Below are 878 nucleotides of genomic sequence, written 5' to 3' on the forward strand. Positions count from 1 at the left end.
GCTCAGCTGGGAGAGCATCTGCCTTACAAGCAGAGGGTCGGCGGTTCGATCCCGTCATCCTCCACCATAATATAATTATGTTAACAACGCCGGGGTAGCTCAATTGGTAGAGCAACTGACTTGTAATCAGTAGGTTGGGGGTTCAAGTCCTCTCGCCGGCACTTTTGTACGAGCCATTAGCTCAGTTGGTAGAGCATCTGACTTTTAATCAGAGGGTCGAAGGTTCGAGTCCTTCAATGGCTCACCATTTAAAATTAATATGCGGGTGTGGCGGAATTGGCAGACGCACGGACTTAGGATCTGGCGCCGCAAGGCGTGGGGGTTCGACCCCTTCACCCGCACCATATTTTTTGCGGAAGTAGTTCAGTGGTAGAACACCACCTTGCCAAGGTGGGGGTCGCGGGTTCGAATCCCGTCTTCCGCTCTCTATGTAAGCCGGGGTGGCGGAACTGGCAGACGCACAGGACTTAAAATCCTGCGGTAGGTGACTACCGTACCGGTTCGATTCCGGTCCTCGGCACCATTTAAATAATGCGCCCGTAGCTCAATTGGATAGAGCGTCTGACTACGGATCAGAAGGTTATGGGTTCGACTCCTTTCGGGCGCGCCATTAATTACGGGAAGTAGCTCAGCTTGGTAGAGCACTTGGTTTGGGACCAAGGGGTCGCAGGTTCGAATCCTGTCTTCCCGACCATTTCTCTTATATTCTTTTGGGGCCTTAGCTCAGCTGGGAGAGCGCCTGCTTTGCACGCAGGAGGTCAGCGGTTCGATCCCGCTAGGCTCCACCAATTAAAATAAATATATGTTGACAATATAATTTTCCTTTGTTATCATATAAAAGTCGCACTTGAGCGATAAGAAAAATTGATCCTTGAAAA

8 tRNA genes are annotated in these 878 nt (G+C 50.5%); all 8 read left to right on the forward strand.

Annotated features, from left to right (window positions below):
* Positions 1 to 88: 88 nt before the first annotated feature.
* The 8 genes from ACO1D1_RS05230 to ACO1D1_RS05265 all read left to right on the forward strand — a co-directional run bounded on the left by ACO1D1_RS05230 (position 89) and on the right by ACO1D1_RS05265 (position 788).
* Positions 89 to 161, forward strand: a tRNA-Thr gene (locus ACO1D1_RS05230).
* A 9-nt stretch (positions 162 to 170) separates the two neighbouring features.
* Positions 171 to 247 (forward strand) — tRNA-Lys (locus tag ACO1D1_RS05235).
* A gap of 14 nt (positions 248 to 261) precedes the next feature.
* Positions 262 to 344, forward strand: a tRNA-Leu gene (locus ACO1D1_RS05240).
* 8 nt (positions 345 to 352) lie between these two features.
* Positions 353 to 424 (forward strand) — tRNA-Gly (locus ACO1D1_RS05245).
* Positions 425 to 434: 10 nt separating this feature from the next.
* Positions 435 to 523: transfer RNA gene (locus ACO1D1_RS05250), tRNA-Leu, on the forward strand.
* A gap of 10 nt (positions 524 to 533) precedes the next feature.
* Positions 534 to 610 (forward strand) — tRNA-Arg (locus ACO1D1_RS05255).
* A 7-nt stretch (positions 611 to 617) separates the two neighbouring features.
* Positions 618 to 694: transfer RNA gene (locus ACO1D1_RS05260), tRNA-Pro, on the forward strand.
* 18 nt (positions 695 to 712) lie between these two features.
* Positions 713 to 788, forward strand: a tRNA-Ala gene (locus tag ACO1D1_RS05265).
* The last annotated feature ends 90 nt before the right edge of the window (positions 789 to 878 follow it).

This window comes from Neobacillus sp. 19, assembly GCF_049463095.1.
Classification (GTDB): Bacteria; Bacillota; Bacilli; order Bacillales; family Cytobacillaceae; genus Neobacillus.